The following is a 14,579-nucleotide window of genomic DNA, read 5'->3' as shown; positions in this document are numbered from 1 at the left end:
GGGTCGGGCTCAGGGGCAGGAGCAGCCGGAGCAGAAGCGGCCGGAGCCGGCGCCGGATCCGGAGCGGCAGCACCGGGAGCCGGAACCCCGGAAGCGGCCGGAGCCGCGGGAGCCGCGGGAGCGGGGGCAGGAGCCGGAACGTCCGACGCGCCGGGACCTCCCATCCCGCCTTGCGGGGCGGCCATGGCGGCGCCCAGGGCGGCACCCCGCTCCAGACGGTCGAGGCGGGCCTGGACGGACCGCTCGTCGCCGTAGGTCGCGGGCAGCAGCACCCGTGCGCAGATCAGCTCAAGCTGGAGCCGGGGCGAGGTGGCACCCCGCATCTCCGTCAGCCCGGTGTTCACGACGTCGGCGGCGCGGCTCAGCTCGGCGGCGCCGAACACGCCCGCCTGCGCCCGCATCCGCTCCAGGACATCGCCGGGCGCGTCGATGAGCCCCTTGTCCTCGGCGTCCGGAACCGCGGCGAGGATCACCAGATCGCGCAGCCGCTCCAGCAGATCGGCCACGAAGCGCCGAGGGTCGTTCCCGCCCTCGATGACGCGGTCCACGATCTCGAACGCCCGCGCCCCGTCCCCCGCGGCGAAGGCGTCGACGACCTCGTCGAGCAGCGCGGCGTCCGTGTAGCCGAGGAGCGCGGTGGCCATGGCGTACGTCACACCGTCCGCGCCGGCTCCGGCGAGCAGCTGGTCCATCACCGACATGGAGTCCCGCACGGACCCGGCGCCCGCACGGACGGCCAGCGGCAGCACCGCGTCGTCGACGTGGATGGACTCGCGTTCACACACCTCGGCCAGATAGTCACGGAGCGTCCCGGGCGGCACGAGGCGGAACGGATAGTGGTGGGTGCGCGACCGGATGGTCCCGATGACCTTCTCGGGCTCGGTGGTGGCGAAGATGAACTTGAGGTGCTCGGGAGGCTCTTCGACCACCTTCAGCAGGGCGTTGAACCCCGCGGGGGTGACCATGTGCGCCTCGTCGACGATATAGATCTTGTACCGGCTCGACGCGGGCCCGAAGAACGCCTTCTCCCGCAGCTCCCGGGCGTCGTCCACACCGCCGTGCGAGGCGGCGTCGATCTCGATCACATCGATCGAGCCCGGCCCGTTTCTGGCCAGGTCCCGGCAGGACTGGCAGGTGCCGCAGGGCGCCGGGGTGGGACCCTGCTCACAGTTGAGACAGCGGGCCAGGATGCGCGCGCTGGTTGTCTTACCGCAGCCGCGCGGGCCGCTGAAGAGGTACGCGTGGTTGACCCGGTTGTTGCGCAGCGCCTGCTGCAGCGGGTCGGTCACATGCTCTTGCCCGATGACCTCGGCGAAGGTCTCGGGCCGATAGCGGCGGTACAGGGCGAGGGACGACACACCCCCGACGATATCGGGGACAGCCGACAAGTGGCCCCGCTCACATAAACGCCCCCCACGCACCCGCCAGAGCCAACCTACCCTTGCTGCCTTCCGGCCCTGGGGGAGTTCAGTCAGATAGCGCCACGTGAGGGGCTGCGCCCCACCTTACCCGATCCCCCACCACGGGTACGAGTTCGCGAGCACGCCCCGGAGTCTTGTATTGTTTGCGGCGGAGGATTCGCCTAGTGGCCTAGGGCGCACGCTTGGAAAGCGTGTTGGGGGCAACCCCTCACGAGTTCGAATCTCGTATCCTCCGCCCAGCCTCACCGGGCTGAACGTAGGGCCCCACCGCCTCGGCGGTGGGGCCCTACGTAGTTCCTCAGCCCCCGAGAAGGGCGTCCGGGGCGGAGGTCATACTCAGGCCAACGGGCGCTCTTCGCCATGGTCGCGGCCGGCGCAGACATCGGGCTCGGCCATCCAGCAGGCTGCCGGGCTCCGCTGGTTCAGGAAGGGTTCAGGGAGGGTTCAGGGAGTCCCGCCGCCGGTCGGCCGCCCGCAGGTGACGCTGTCCGGCACGGCGACGTGCCTTCGCCCGGTTCTTGGAGTCGTCGCCCGCGCATCCCCGTACCGCTCCAGCAGCGCGCGGGCCGTTGCTGCCATCGCCTCGTCGGCCATCTCCCCCTCGAACGCCACCGCCCCCGCGCCCCTCGCCTGGGCTTCCTCCACGGCGGCCACCAGGCGGGCCGCGCGGTCGAGCTCCTCCGGGCCGGGGGAGAACACCTCGTTGATCACGGGGACATGGGACGGGTGGATCGCCAGCATCCCCGCGTAGCCGAGCGCGCGGTTCTGCTCGGCGCAGGCGCGCAGTCCATCGAGGTCGCCGACGCGCGTCCACAGGCCGGTGACCGGGTGGGGGGCTCCGGCCGCCCGCACGTCCAGCAGGACGCGGGCGCGCAGGGCGTGTGTCTCGGTGCCCGCAGGGCTCCACCGGTAGCCGACGGCGCGCTCGACGTCTCCCCCGGCGCCGGTGGCCGCGCCCGGGTACGCGACGCGTGCGGCTGCCGCCGCGCACTCGTACGCCTCGCGCAGCGCGCGGGCCGTCTCCAGGAGGGGCAGCAGCGCGATCCGGCCCGGAGGCAGGCCCTGTTCGCGTTCGCACCAGCCGATCAGCCGGTCGGCGTGGTGCACGTCCTCCGGCCCGGTCACCTTGGGCAGCACGATCCCGGCGAGCCCGGCGCGAGCGACCGCGCGCAGCTCCCCGGCGGCCTGCCAGCCGTCGAGGGGGTTGATCCGCACGAAGAGGGCCGGGCCGTCGTCGGCTGCCCGGGCCACCGACTCGGCCACCCGGTCGAGGGCCGCGGCCCTGCCGTCCTGCGGCACCGCGTCCTCCAGGTCGAGGATCACCGCGTCGGCGCCCGCGGCCCGCGCCTTCGGCAGCCACTCCGTTCTGGTGCCGGGCACGAACAGCAGGGAGCGCAGCGGCGGGCGGGAGGGCTCAGACGACATCGTTCCGCTCCAGTTCCGCGAGTTCGTCCTCGCCGAGTCCGAGCCATTCGCGGTAGACGAGCCGGTTGTCCTGGCCCAGTGCCGGGCCGGTGCGCCAGACATGACCGGGCCGCTGCCGGAAGTGCGGGAGGGCCGCCTGCATCCGTACGGGGCCGAGGTCCGCGTCGTCGACGGTGACGAGGTCCGCGCGCTCGGCGTAGACCGGGTCGGCGGCGATGTCCGCGGCGCTGAACACCCGGGAGGCCACGACCTCGGCGCGGGCGAACGCCTCCAGGCACTCGTCGGCGCCGCGCCCGGCCACCCAGTCCCGCAGCCCTTCGTCGAGCCGGGACCGCCCGGCGTACTGCTGCTCGGCGGTGGCGAACTCGTCCTCGTCGAGCCCGAGCAGCCGGGCGACGTTGCGTACGGAGCGCAGCGTCGCGGAGGTGACGGTGATCCACTCGCCGTCCCGGGACCGGTAGGTGTTGATCACCGCGGCGGGCGCCACCGCCAGCTGGTTCCCGGCGCGCTCGGGCACCGTGCCCAGCTGGTCGTGGGTGATGACCTGCCACTCGACGAGCCGGAACAGCGGCTCGAAGAGGGCGAGGTCGATCCACTCCCCGTCGAACCCGGGGTCGCGGTCCCGGCGGTGCAGGGCCGCCAGGACGGCGTACGCGCCCATCAGCCCGGTCACGGCATCGCCGTGCGAGAACCCGGTGTGCACCGGCGGACCGCCGGGGAAGCCGGTCAGATGCACCACGCCGCTGCGCGCCTCGCCGACCTTGCCGAAGCCGGGCGCGTCGGCCTGCGCGGAGGTCGCGCCGAATCCGGATATCTGGAGCAGCACGGCCCGCGGGTTGATCCGGTGCACCGCCGGCCAGTCGAGTTCCCACGCGCGCAACCGCCCGTTCCGCAGGGTGACGATGACGACGTCGGCCCAGGCGACGAGCCGGTGAGCGACCTCCCGGCCGGCCTCCTGGCGCAGATCGAGGGTGACCGAACGCTTGTTGCGTCCGGCGACCTTGAACCACAGCGGGTGGCCCTCCCTGCGCGGCCCCATCGCGCGGGCCGCGTCGCCGGAGCCCGGCGGCTCCACGTGCACCACGTCGGCGCCCTGGTCGGCGAGCAGAGAGCCCGCCAGCGGTCCGGCCACCACATGGGCGAACTCGACGACGCGCAGCCCGCGCAGCTGCCCTTGCTGCCCGTACTGCCCGTACTGCTCGTACTGCTCGTACTGCCCGCCGCTGGGTCCGTCGGCTTCCGGCTGTGCGCTCGACACCACTGTGCTCCCTCGCCAACTCGCGGGTTTCCGGCGCCCTTCAGCGTGCCGACGCGAGGAAATGTCTGTCCAGCAAGAAAAGCCCATCAATCCATGTGCTTTGCGCATCAATAGCGGATCAGTCTGCCCAGGAGACCCCCGGAGGAAGCTCGCTCCGCCGGGCGCGGAACTCCTCCAGAGTCTCCAGGAACCGCTGGGCCGCGAGCGGCAGCGGGCCGCGTGCCCGCAGCGCGATGTCCAGCCGCCGGTCGACCACGGGCCCGACGAGGGGCCGGTGCACGAGCGGGCCGGTGCCCAGCAGCGGCAGCACGAGCGCGGGCAGTGCCGACAGCCCCAGCCCGGCCGCCACGAGCCCGCCCACCGTGGCCACATTGCCCGCCTCGGCCGCCGGTGCCGCCCGCGCCGTCCATGCCTCGATCTGGGCGAACGCCGCGTCGGTCAGCCGCCGGACGCTCGACTCCCGCCCGACGGCCAGAAACGGCTCACGCGCCAGGTCCTCCCACGCGACCTCCGGGCGCTCGGTGAGCGGGTGGCCGCGCGGCAGCACCGCAACGAACCCGTCCCGGACGAGCGGGCGGTGCTCCAGCTGCCCCGACGGCTCGCCCGTGGTGATCGCGAAATCGGCGTCTCCCGACAGGACGCGGTCCAGCACCGACCGTTCGAGCCCGTCCATGAGCTGGAGGGCCACCCGGGGCCGCTGCTCGCGGAAGGCCGAGATCACCCGGGGCAGCAGTGCCGCGGCGACCGAGGGGAGGGTGGCCACCGCGACCGACCCGGACTCGCCCAGCAGGAACCGCTCCAGCTCCTTCATTCCGGACCGGTGCGCGTTGACGATCTGCTCGGCGATCCGCAGCGCCTCGACGCCGGCCGGGGTCAGCTGGACGTTCCGGGTGTCGCGCTCCAGGAGCCGGGCGCCCAGCTGCCGCTCCAGATCCGCGACCGCCCGGCTGAGCGAGGACTGGGAGACGTGCAGCGCCGCGGCCGCGGCGGTGAAGCTCTCGGCACGGGCGACCGCGGCGTACGCCGCCAGTTGGCGCAAAGTGCTCTCCATGGCGACCGGATCCTAGCGGGATTACTGCACAGAACGCATGGATAGATCTCGGTTTGATGCTGGACGCCGATCTGTCGCTCCTCTGAGACTCGTCCGCGCCGGGAGCCGTCGAGGAGAGAGCGAGCGACACCCATGCTGGCAGCCCTGGGATTCACCACGATCGTCCTCTTCCTCCTGCTCACGATGGTGAAGCGGGTGTCCGTCCTGGTGGCCCTGGTGCTGCTCCCGGTGCTGGCCGCGCTCGCCGGCGGATTCGCGGGCGACCTGGGCGACATGGTCCTCAAGGGCCTCACCACGGTGGCGCCCACCGGCATCATGATGGCCTTCGCGGTCCTCTACTTCACGCTCATGGTGGACGCCGGGCTCTTCGACCCCCTGATCCGCCAGGTGCTGCGCTTCGCACGCAACGACCCGGCACGGATCGCGGTGGGCACGGCCCTGCTCGCGATGTGCGCCCATATGGACGGCGACGGCGCCGTGACCTTCCTCATCACCGTCTCCGCGCTGCTGCCCGTCTACCAGCGGCTGGGCATGAGCCCGCTGGTGCTGTCCGGAACCGTCTGTCTGGGCGCGGGTGTGATGAACATGATCCCCTGGGGCGGGCCGACCGTCCGGGCCGCGACGGCGCTGAAGCTGGAGACTTCGGAGATCTTCACGCCGGTCCTGCCCGCCATGGCCTGCGGTATCGCCTGGGTGCTGCTGGCGTCGTACTGGATCGGCCGCCGGGAGCGGCGCCGCCTCGCCGCACTGCCGCAGCCCGGCGGGCAGGACGGCGGGCAGGACGGCGGACAGGACGGCGCTGAGCGCGGCGCCAGCGCCGGTGCCGGGGCCGGGGCCGAGGCCGGTTCGGAGAAGGCCGCGGCCGGGGACGGTCCCGGCACCCCGCTGCTGGTGCCGACGGTGCGGCCGAAGACCTGGCTGACGGTCTTCAACCTCGTGCTGACCGTGGTGCTGCTGGTCGGTCTGATCATGGAAGTCATGCCGCTGCCGGTGCTGTTCGCGATCGCGTTCGCCCTCGCCCTCAGCGTCAACCACCCCTCGTGGGAGCAGCAGCAGGCCCTGCTGGAGCGGCACGCCAAGAGCGTGGTCCTCGTGGTCACGATGATCTTCGCGGCCGGGGTGTTCACCGGAGTGCTGACGGAGACCGAGATGATCTCCGAGATGGCCGACGCGCTCGTCTCCGTCGTTCCCGACTCCCTCGGGGGCCATCTGGCGCCGCTGATCGCCCTCGCCGGGATGCCGCTGAGCCTGGCGTTCACCCCGGACGCCTACTACTTCGGCATCCTGCCCGTGCTCTCCCACACCGCGTCCGGATTCGGCACCGACGAGGCCGAGGTCGCCAGGGCCGCCGTCCTCGGCCAGATGACCACCGGATTCCCGCTCAGCCCCCTCACCGCCTCCACCTTCATCCTCATCGGCATGAGCGGCGTGCAGCTGGGGGAGCACCAGCGCTTCATCTTCCGCTGGGCCTTCGGCACCACCGCCGTGATGACCGCCGCGGCGCTGCTCACCGGAGCCATCCCGCTGTGAAGGAGACACAGATCATGAACACGATCCCGTACGGAACCGACGAGCCACAGCCACAGCCGCAGCCGGATGCGCTGAGGCGCCGGGCGTTCTGCGCGCTGGGCGCGGCCACGGCACTGACCACGGCGCTCACCGCCACCGCGTCCGCCGCGCCCGCCGCCCCGACCGGGCTCCCGGATCCCGCCGCGCCGCCCGATCCGTTCTTCTCCTACGGCCGTCCCGCCGTATACGGGGTGGTGCGCGAGGACGTACACGTGCCGCTGCGGGACGGCAGCCGGCTGGCGGCCCAGCTGTACCGGCCCGCGGACCGGCAGGGCCGCCGCCCGGCTCCCGGCAGGTTCCCCGGACTGGTGTACGAGTACACCGCCTACGCCGCGAACCTGGAGAAGTTCGGCGACGACGCCGCCTACTTCGTCCGCCGCGGATACCTCGCACTGGTCTGCCAGGTCCGCGGATCGGGCGAATCGCCCGGCACGGTCGACCCCTTCAGCCCTCAGGAACAGCGCGACAACTACGACGCCGTCGAGTGGCTGGCCCGGCACCCGGCCTCCACCGGCCGCATCGGCCAGTCGGGAGTCAGCTACGGCGGACACACCGCCCTGCTCGCCGCCGTGAACCGTCCGCCGCACCTCAAGGCGATCATCCCGGTGAACGCCCTGCACGACTGGTACGAGAACACCATCTACCGCGGCGGCATCTACTCGGCCCGCATCCGCGACTGGCAGCGGGAGACGGCACCCGGCACCCTCCGCACCTATGCCGCGCACCCCCTGTACGACGACTTCTGGCGGGGCCGCAGCGTCATGTCGCGCTGGGACGCGCTCACCGTCCCCACCCTGGAGATCAACGGCTGGTACGACCGCTACCGCGACGGCATGGTGAAGAACTACCTCGCCCGGCCCGGCCACGTATGGCTGGTGTCGGGCCCGTGGGAGCACGGCCCGCCCCAGGACCAGTACGCGGGCATCGGCCCCGGCGCCTACCTCGCCTGGTGGGACCGCTGGCTGGCCCGCGACCGGCGCGCTCCGCTCCCCGCCGCGCGGGTCACCTCGTACGAGATCCCGGGGCCCGGCGCGGGCAGCGGCTGGCAGCAGTTCGGCCAGTGGCCGCCGCGCGACGCCGGAGAGCTGACGCTCCGGCTGCGGGCCGACGGCTCGCTGCGGTCGGCGCCCGGCCCCCGCGCGGTAGCCGCCTTCGACGTCAACACGGGAACCACGGCACCGCGCGACCACGAGCAGCTCCGCTTCGCCACCCGGGCGCTCCGCCGCGACCTCGTACTCGCGGGCGACGCCACTGCCCGCGTCCGCGCCTCGTTCACCGCCACCGACGGCAATATCGCGGCGGTGCTCTACGACCAGGCACCGGACGGGACGGCCAGGAGAATCACCGCCGGATGGCTCAAGGCCAGCCACCGCCACGGTCACACGGCGCGCTCCCGGGTGGTTCCCGGCGCCTGGTACGACATCGAGGTGCACATCTGGCCCACCCACTACCGCCTGGCGGCGGGCCACCGGCTGGTGCTGCGGGTCTCCAGCGACGACTACCCGGAGATCGACGCCGACGCCCCGGCGGGACGCGTACGGGTGAGAACCGGCGCCGTCGGCTCGGAACTGCGCCTGACGGCCCGGGACGACCGCGCCACGCCGCCGCCGAGGAGGCGGACGAGGGGGAGGCCCACGGCGCGCGGATGAGGCACGCCCGCAGCCCTCACACGCCGGCACCGTCGCTCGCGGCGAGCGGTGCGACCGGGCGTGAGACGGTCCGGGCCGCCGCTTCGAAGCGGCTCGGGAACGGGTACTTCCGCTCCAGGAAGGCGCGGATGGCGGCCTGCGCCGCCTCCCTGGCCTCCGGCGCCGTGTCCACGTCGTTGAGGCAGAAGAAGTCGACGTCCTCGCCGGCCGCGAGGCGGGCCAGGCGCCGCCGCATGTCCGGGGTGTCCAGCTGCACGTAGCGGAAGCGGTAGTCGGCCGGGACCGCCCGGCCGGACGCGATCGCCCAGTGGTGGTGGAGCGTGGACGCCGGAGCGACGTCGGCGGTGGAGCGGAAGCGCGAGTAGGAGGTCCGCTCCAGCTCCTCGATTTCGAGGCTCTCCATCTCCCGCATGACCGACAGCAGCTGGGGATGCGGGGTGTGCAGCGACTTGTTGGTGATCTGCCTCCCGTGCATGCGTCTGATCACCTCGCGGGCGTTCTTGCCGGCGGAGTTCGGGGCCGGCTCCAGCGGGTGCGGGGGGCCGACGCCGAGCTTCAGCGGGGACAGCGGGATCCGGGCGATGCCGTTGCCGTGGAAGAAGTGCTCGGCCTGTACCGGGCGGTTGATGAAGACGTCGTCGTTGAAGTAGAGGTAGCGCTCCGACAGGCCCGGTATGTGATGCAGCCGGCTCTCGATCGCGTGCGAGTTGAAGACGGGGAGCGCGTCGGCCGGGAGGATGTCGCGGTGGTCGACCACGGTCAGGCCCTCCGCTTCCGGGTCCAGCCAGGCGGGGATCTGGGAGTCGGTCACCAGGTAGACGTGCCGGACGAACCCGGCGTACATCTCCAGCGAGCGCAGTGCGTACTTCAGCTCGTCATGGCTGGTGTAGCGGGAGGCGCCGCTCTCGCGCGGAGCGATGGCGTTGTCGGAGAGCGCCTGATGGGCGCGGCGCTTGGCGGCCATCGCCGGATCGTCCCCGTCGACCCAGGTGTACACGGCGTCGACGGGGAAGCACACCTCGTCGATGCCCGGCTCGGCGAACGGCGCGAACGTCGGCACGCTGCGGCGCCGGGACGCCACCGCGGTCGGCTGCCGCGCCGCAACCGGAAGCACTTCGGACACGGGGTTGCGGCGCGGGGCGACGAGCGCCGGGGCGAAGACGTCCGGCAGCCTGCTGCCGGGCACGGTGAGCCAGGAGGGATCGGCGCCCGGTACGGTGCCGAGGTCCCGGCCGGGACGCCAGAACTCGATGTCGCACCCCGTCTCCAGGCCGGTGAGCACCTGCCCTCCCGGACCGAGGCGCACCTCGCCGGTGCGGAGCACCGCGGCCCGCCGCAGCGCCCGCGGCAGCTTCCCGTCGGCCCACAGCGCCGCTCTCGTCACGGCGCCGTCCGGTCCGACGGCGGCGACGTAGCCCGCGGTGCCGGCGAAGTGCTGAGCGGCCCGGGAGAGGACAGCGTCGCGGTACGTCTCCTCGACGCCGACGGCCTGCCGCGGCACACCGCGCCCGGCACTGTGACCGGGGCCGGGACCGGCGCCGTGGCCGGGGCCGTACCCGGAGTCGGCGGGCACCAGGAAGTACGGGACGCCGAGCCCGTCCAGCAGGGTGCAGACCTGCTCCAGATCGGCTTCGACGGCGTCCGCCGCGATGTAGCCGCCAGCGGTGCGGCCGTACAGCCGCACCGCTCCGAAGGCGACCCGGCGCAGTCCGGGGACGGCGGCCCGCAGGCGCCGTCGGGCGCGGGCCGCACGCAGCGCCCAGAGCCGGGCCGACAGCCACAGCGGCAGCCGCGCCAGAAGGTCCCGTGCGGCCCGCGCGCCCCCCAGCGCGCCGGAGCCATGACGATGGTTCATTCCCCCCGCCCCCGTCACTTCTGCTTCTCGAAGGGGCTCGCGAAGGGGAAGTAGTCCTCCAGAAACTCGTTCATTCGGACCCCGACCTCCTCCCGCTCCTCGGGCGGCACGTCGACGTCGTTGAGGCAGAAGAAGTCGAAGCGGCGGTTGCGGCGCAGATCGCTCAGCCGCTTCTCGGCGTCCGGGCGGCTGATGTTCACATAGCGGAAGCTGTACTTGCCCGGCACGCCGTGTCCGGTCATCAGCGCGTACTGGTAGAGCAGCGGGGCCGTCATGGCGATGTCCTGCGGCGAGCGGAAGCGGGACGCCGTGGTGCGGCGGACGTCCTCCGGGAAGAGCTCTTCGAGCGCCTGCAGGGTCTCCCGCTGCTGCGGCAGCGGGGTGTGCATGAAGTTGTTCGTCGTCATCCGCCCGAACATCTCGAACAGCAGCTGGCGGACGTTCTTGCTCGCGGAGTTGGTGGCCGTCTCCTCGGCGTGCGGCTTGCCGACACCCACCTTGAGCGGGGACACCGGGATCCTCATCAGACCGCTGCCGTGGAAGAAGTGCTCCGGTGTGACCCGGCGCCCGACGAACACGTCGTCGTTGAAGTACAGATAGTGATCCGACAGTCCCGGGATGTGGTGCAGCCGGGTCTCGATCGCGTGCGAGTTGAACACCGGCAGGACGCCCTGCGGGAAGATGTCGCGGTGGTCGACGACCGTGATCCCCGGAGCCTGGTCGTCGAGCCAGTGCGGCTTCTGTCCGTCGGTCACGATGTAGATGTGCCGGACGAAGTCGGCGTACATCGCGAGCGAGCGCAGCGAGTACTTCAGCTCGTCGTGGCTGGTGTAGCGGGAGTCGCTGATCTCCTTCTCCAGGATCTCGGCAACGCCGCGCTCCTGGTGCCGGGCCCGCTTGGCGCGCATCTGAGGGTCCTCGCCGTCCACCCAGGTGTAGACGACGTCGACGGGGAAGGTCACGTCGTTCACGGTGGGCAGGGTGAGCGGGGCGAAGCTCGGCAGCTCCCGCTCGCCGACCCGCACCGTGGCCGGCTCCTGCTCGGTCGCCGGCAGGACGTCCGTGATGCCGTTGTTCCGCGGTGCGACGAGGGACTCGGCGAAGACGTCCTCGGACGCCTGCGGCTGCACCTTGGCCAGCCGGCGCGGCCCGTCCTCGGAGGCGAGGAGCTGCCCTCCGTCCTCCCAGAACTCGACGTCGCAGGCGAGCTCCGGCCCGGCGAGCAGCTGGCCCGCGGGCCCGAGGTGGTTCTCCCCTATCCGCAGGATGGGGGCCGAACGCAGCGGGGTCGGCAGCGCACCGTCCATGAACAGCGCGGGGTTCTTGAGCTTCCCGCCGGACAGCGGCCTGCCGATGAACACCGCCTTCCCCGCGTTCTGCGCCTCCAGGGCGGTCAGGAAGCGCTCCCGGTCGACGGCGTTCACGCCGACCGCGTGGCGCGTACGGGAGGTCGGTACCAGGAAGTAAGGGATACCTTCCTGCTCCAGCGCGGCGACGACCAGCCCGAGGTTGGCCGCGGCCGCCTCGGCGGCGCTGAACCGGGTCACGACCCGCCCGTAGAGCTGCTGGCCGCGCACGGCCACCGGGCGGAGCACCGGGTCCGTGACCGCCGCCATGCGCCGGCGCCGCCTGGTACGCAGCCGCCACACGCGCTCGGCGGCCTTCTGCTCGACTCGCGGTCTCATCCGCCGGGCAAAGGAACGCACGGTCACGTTCTGAACTCCTCTCCATGATCCACTCGAATATCTCCGCGTTGGTCAGACGGACGCGTACGACAGATGGTTGTAGAAGAGTTCGCCCAGAGTTTGCGAACGAAGAACCGGCCGCTCAACCAGCCTATATATGTGCCCGTGGTAACGGACCGTGGACGTTCCGTACGCCCCGCCGGGCGCGCCAGGGCCACCGGGCACGCTGGTGTCGTCCCCGGGGTTCAGTTGAACGCACGTATCACCAGCCGCACCACTGACATGACTCCTCGGGTGATCCACCCGAGCACCCCCACCGACACGGCCAAGTCGGCGGCTTCCCCGGCCACTTCAGCGCCGCCCGACTCGGAACGGCACCGGGAGCAGGAACGGGGCCAACGGCGCTTTCGCGCACCGCACTCCTTGCACGTCGCCATGGCCTCATTCTGCACGGACCGCCCCAGCCGGCCGCCGCGCGCTCTCGGCCGGCTGGGGCGGTCCGTGCCCGGTGCGTGCGGCTCCCCCGGTGGCGCTACAGGCCGAACAGCTCCGCCGCGTTGTCGTGGCACACCGCCCGCAGCCAGTCCGGGCCGAGCCCCAGGCGCTCCAGGGCCCGGAGCTGGTGCAGATAGGGGTAGGGGATGTTGGGGAAGTCGGTTCCGAGCAGGACGCGGTCGCCGAGCGCCGCCAGCCGGGGCAGGGCCCGGCGGGGGAACGGCGCGAGGTCCTCGACGAAGTCGGTGAACGCCATCGTCGTGTCCAGCCGTACCTGGTCGTACCGTTCGGCGAGGCCGAGGAAGTCCTCGTACTCGTGCATGCCCATGTGCGCGACGATCAGCCGCAGCCGCGGGTGACGCGCGAGGACGCGGGCGATGGGCCCGGGGCCGGTGTGCTTGCCGGGCGCGGGCCCGGAACCGCAGTGGATCACCACGGGGATCCCCGCCTCGGCCAGCGCGCCCCACGCCCGCCGGAGCCGCTCGTCGGCCGGATCGTACGCTCCGACCTGCACATGGGCCTTGAACACCCGTGCGCCCGCCGCGACGGCCTCGCGGACGTACGTCTCGACGTCCGGTTCGGGGTAGAGGGTGGCGGTGTGCAGGCAGTCGGGGGTACGGCGGGCGAAGTCGGCCGCCCAGCCGTTCAGCCAGCGCGCCATGCCGGGCTTGTGCGGGTAGAGCATCGCGGTGAAGGCCCGTACGCCGAACGCCCGCAGCAGGGCCGTTCGCTCCGCCTCCGCCGTCCGGTACGTGATCGGCCACTCCAGGCCGCCGATCAGCGAGCCGTTGGTGTCGAAGTAGTCCCAGACCTTGTGCAGGACCCGCTCGGGCATGAAGTGGGTGTGGACGTCGATCAGCCCGGGGAGCCCGAGCCCGGTCCAGAAGCGGCGGATCTCACCGGCCTCCTCGCTCACACCCGTACCGGGAGGACTCATCTGCTACCGCCTCTCCTCCGGCCCCGTGGCCGCCCTCGGACCAGCAGTGTCGCAAGGGCGTACGCGCGGTCAGGCGGCGAGTCCCTCAGCGAGCAGGAACGCGCCGATGACGATCATCAGCACGCCGGATGCCCGGGTGACCGCGCGGGCCGCCGAGGGCCGGGCCCTCAGGACGGTGCGGGCGAGGACGCCGATGGCGAGGTAGACCAGCGCGCAGGCCGTCATGTGCAGCGTTCCGAACACTCCCGTCTGCGCGGCGACGGGCCAGCCGCCGGTGGTGTCGATGAACTGCGGGAACAGCGAGAAGTACAGCAGCAGCGCCTTGGGGTTCAGGCCGCTGGTCCCGACCCCCTTCAGCATGACCTGCGTACGCGAGGAGCCGGCCGCCCCCTCGGCGCCCGCCAGGGCCGCCGGCTTCCGCAGCACGCCCCACCCGAGCCACACCAGGTAGCCGGCCCCGGCGACCGTCAGTGCGGTAAGCGCGGTGGGCGAGCTCGCCACGATCACCACCAGGCCCGCGACGGCGAGCAGCGTGTACCCCGCGTATCCGGCCACCAGTCCGGCGACCGCCGGGAGGACCGAGCGCTCCCGCAGGCCCGCCGAGATCGCGAAGGCCCAGTCCGCGCCCGGGGTGAACACCAGCAGCAGATCCACCGCCAGGAAGGCCGCCAGCGTGGTCGCGTCCATGAACCGGTCCCTCCCGTGTCCGTCCCGTGCTTCGTCACGGAGGGAAGGCTAGGTCGGATCCGCGCGGAAATGTTCCCGCATTTACCCCGCACTCGGGAGTTATGAGGGAGAATCTTCCCCATGGATGGACTGGACCGGAAAATTCTTACCGAGCTACAGCAGGACGGCCGTCTCACGGTCACCGAACTCGCGGCCCGCGTGCAGCTGAGCGTCTCGCCCTGCCACCGCCGGCTGCGCGACCTCGAACGGGCGGGCGCGATCCGCGGCTACCGCGCGGTCGTCGACCGGGCCGCCGTCGGCCTCGACTTCGAGGCGCTCGTCTTCGCCACGCTGCGCTGGGAGGACTCCGGCACCGTCACCGCCTTCGAGGAGGCCGTCGCCGCCCTCCCGCACGTACTCCAGGCCCAGCGGCTGTTCGGCGAGCCCGACTATCTGCTGCGCATCGCCACCACCGACCTCGCCGCCTACCAGCAGCTCTACGACCGGCAGCTCGCCCGCCTGCCCGGAGTCCAGCGCCTGACCTCCACGCTCGTCATGAAGCACGTCG

At 72.3% G+C, this 14,579-nt stretch carries 11 protein-coding genes, 1 tRNA gene and 1 other RNA gene; 4 read left to right on the top strand and 9 right to left on the bottom strand.

The window, feature by feature from the left end; genetic code table 11:
* Together G5C65_RS16805 and ffs are read right to left on the bottom strand one after the other, a co-directional pair.
* Positions 1-1,358 (bottom strand): DNA polymerase III subunit gamma and tau (locus tag G5C65_RS16805; protein ID WP_165299662.1); only part of this gene is annotated, 1,358 nt, incomplete at its 3' end.
* A gap of 44 nt (positions 1,359-1,402) precedes the next feature.
* Positions 1,403-1,497: signal recognition particle sRNA small type (gene ffs, locus G5C65_RS16800), an RNA gene on the bottom strand.
* A 74-nt stretch (positions 1,498-1,571) separates the two neighbouring features.
* On the opposite strand from ffs, the gene G5C65_RS16795 reads away from it, so the two are divergent.
* Positions 1,572-1,656, top strand: a tRNA-Ser gene (locus tag G5C65_RS16795).
* A 209-nt stretch (positions 1,657-1,865) separates the two neighbouring features.
* Here the strand turns inward: G5C65_RS16795 and G5C65_RS16790 are convergent.
* From G5C65_RS16790 to G5C65_RS16780, 3 genes are all read right to left on the bottom strand, one after another.
* Positions 1,866-2,846, bottom strand: a complete 981-nt coding sequence (locus G5C65_RS16790; protein WP_165299661.1) for an HpcH/HpaI aldolase/citrate lyase family protein — start codon at positions 2,844-2,846, stop codon at positions 1,866-1,868.
* Positions 2,836-4,014: a CaiB/BaiF CoA transferase family protein gene (locus tag G5C65_RS16785; RefSeq protein ID WP_241265848.1), complete on the bottom strand. Its 1,179-nt coding sequence runs from the start codon at positions 4,012-4,014 to the stop codon at positions 2,836-2,838. Before G5C65_RS16785 ends, G5C65_RS16790 begins: the two co-directional genes overlap by 11 nt.
* A 208-nt stretch (positions 4,015-4,222) precedes the next feature.
* Complete coding sequence (locus tag G5C65_RS16780; protein WP_165299659.1) at positions 4,223-5,155, bottom strand: LysR family transcriptional regulator; 933 nt, start codon at positions 5,153-5,155, stop codon at positions 4,223-4,225.
* 132 nt (positions 5,156-5,287) lie between these two features.
* Here G5C65_RS16780 and G5C65_RS16775 point away from each other — a divergent pair, with 132 nt between their 5' ends.
* Together G5C65_RS16775 and G5C65_RS16770 are read left to right on the top strand one after the other, a co-directional pair.
* Positions 5,288-6,685, top strand: coding sequence for a CitMHS family transporter (locus tag G5C65_RS16775; RefSeq protein ID WP_165299658.1), 1,398 nt, complete (start codon positions 5,288-5,290; stop codon positions 6,683-6,685).
* Positions 6,686-6,699: 14 nt separating this feature from the next.
* Positions 6,700-8,373 (top strand): CocE/NonD family hydrolase, encoded by a 1,674-nt coding sequence (locus G5C65_RS16770; protein WP_165299657.1) that lies wholly within the window; start codon positions 6,700-6,702, stop codon positions 8,371-8,373.
* 16 nt (positions 8,374-8,389) lie between these two features.
* Here G5C65_RS16770 and G5C65_RS16765 read toward each other — a convergent pair whose 3' ends face one another.
* The 4 genes from G5C65_RS16765 to G5C65_RS16745 form a co-directional block, all read right to left on the bottom strand.
* Complete coding sequence (locus G5C65_RS16765) at positions 8,390-10,228, bottom strand: stealth family protein (protein WP_165299656.1); 1,839 nt, start codon at positions 10,226-10,228, stop codon at positions 8,390-8,392.
* A gap of 14 nt (positions 10,229-10,242) precedes the next feature.
* Positions 10,243-11,913 (bottom strand): stealth family protein, encoded by a 1,671-nt coding sequence (locus G5C65_RS16760; protein ID WP_206441891.1) that lies wholly within the window; start codon positions 11,911-11,913, stop codon positions 10,243-10,245.
* Between the two features lie 532 nt (positions 11,914-12,445).
* Positions 12,446-13,345 (bottom strand): amidohydrolase family protein, encoded by a 900-nt coding sequence (locus G5C65_RS16750; RefSeq protein WP_165299653.1) that lies wholly within the window; start codon positions 13,343-13,345, stop codon positions 12,446-12,448.
* Between the two features lie 69 nt (positions 13,346-13,414).
* Positions 13,415-14,032: a LysE family translocator gene (locus tag G5C65_RS16745; RefSeq protein WP_165299652.1), complete on the bottom strand. Its 618-nt coding sequence runs from the start codon at positions 14,030-14,032 to the stop codon at positions 13,415-13,417.
* A gap of 120 nt (positions 14,033-14,152) precedes the next feature.
* Between G5C65_RS16745 and G5C65_RS16740 the strand changes: the two genes are divergently transcribed.
* Positions 14,153-14,579, top strand: a 427-nt coding sequence (locus tag G5C65_RS16740; protein ID WP_165299651.1) for an Lrp/AsnC family transcriptional regulator, incomplete at its 3' end; no start/stop codon positions are given.

The organism is Streptomyces boncukensis (genome assembly GCF_011045075.1).
In the GTDB taxonomy this organism is placed as follows: Bacteria; Actinomycetota; Actinomycetes; order Streptomycetales; family Streptomycetaceae; genus Streptomyces; species Streptomyces boncukensis.
This window is presented reverse-complemented; position numbering and strand designations above follow the sequence as displayed.

Bases quoted from the DNA above. Each gene is read 5' to 3' on its own strand.
- G5C65_RS16750 (WP_165299653.1), bottom strand. From the start codon at position 13,345: ATGAGTCCTCCCGGTACGGGTGTGAGCGAGGAGGCCGGTGAGATCCGC.
- G5C65_RS16775 (WP_165299658.1), top strand. From the start codon at position 5,288: ATGCTGGCAGCCCTGGGATTCACCACGATCGTCCTCTTCCTCCTGCTC.
- G5C65_RS16790 (WP_165299661.1), bottom strand. From the start codon at position 2,846: ATGTCGTCTGAGCCCTCCCGCCCGCCGCTGCGCTCCCTGCTGTTCGTG.
- G5C65_RS16765 (WP_165299656.1), bottom strand. From the start codon at position 10,228: ATGAACCATCGTCATGGCTCCGGCGCGCTGGGGGGCGCGCGGGCCGCA.
- G5C65_RS16780 (WP_165299659.1), bottom strand. From the start codon at position 5,155: ATGGAGAGCACTTTGCGCCAACTGGCGGCGTACGCCGCGGTCGCCCGT.
- G5C65_RS16745 (WP_165299652.1), bottom strand. From the start codon at position 14,032: ATGGACGCGACCACGCTGGCGGCCTTCCTGGCGGTGGATCTGCTGCTG.
- G5C65_RS16760 (WP_206441891.1), bottom strand. From the start codon at position 11,913: ATGAGACCGCGAGTCGAGCAGAAGGCCGCCGAGCGCGTGTGGCGGCTG.
- G5C65_RS16770 (WP_165299657.1), top strand. From the start codon at position 6,700: ATGAACACGATCCCGTACGGAACCGACGAGCCACAGCCACAGCCGCAG.